Here is a 656-nt window from a genome sequence, read left to right on the forward strand (position 1 = left end):
CCAATATATTATTATTTAACCTACAACACCCTAATTTTATTTCACTTTCGATTCAATCAAAGTAACATTATTTTAGACTACCAACAGGGAATGAAAAATGTTAACTTTAAATGAAATAAATACATTTCGGTCAAACGCAAGATATACACGTTATCAATGTATTAAACTAACCCCGCCAAAATTCATGCAACCGACCAGTCGCTGCCTTAAATTAATGAAATCCTATGAACAGTTACGCTCCCAGCCTTACGACGATCAAACAGGAAGGTCAACAAGTCACTATTGCCCGGGAGCAACTGTAGGCTACGGACATCTAATAAAGAACAGAAATGAATTTGAAACGTATAGACATGGAATTAATGAATTCACTGCTAGTTTGCTCTTTGAGAGTGACCTGTACAAATATATTCAGGGAGTCAAAATGGAGGTGTTAGTAGATCTGACACAAAACGAATTTGATGCATTAGTGATGATGGCTTTTAATATAGGAAAGAATGCTTTTAAACAATCAACAATATTGAGAATTATTAACGGAGCAAACACCAGAAACCTCCGAGACGCCTGGAATCAATTCCGCTACTCACAGGGGCGAGTAATGAGGGGGCTTATCAATCGGCGTACATGTGAAATGAACATTTTTTTGACGGGGTGTATAA

Annotated in this window: 1 protein-coding gene; it reads left to right on the forward strand. The window is 36.9% G+C overall.

Annotated elements, in window-relative coordinates:
• Positions 1-97 precede the first annotated feature (97 nt).
• Positions 98-656: lysozyme (locus tag NNO04_RS22535; protein WP_271446534.1), on the forward strand; the 559-nt coding region annotated here is incomplete at its 3' end.

This window comes from Citrobacter sp. Awk 4 (assembly GCF_028069725.1).
Lineage (GTDB): Bacteria > Pseudomonadota > Gammaproteobacteria > Enterobacterales > Enterobacteriaceae > Citrobacter_D.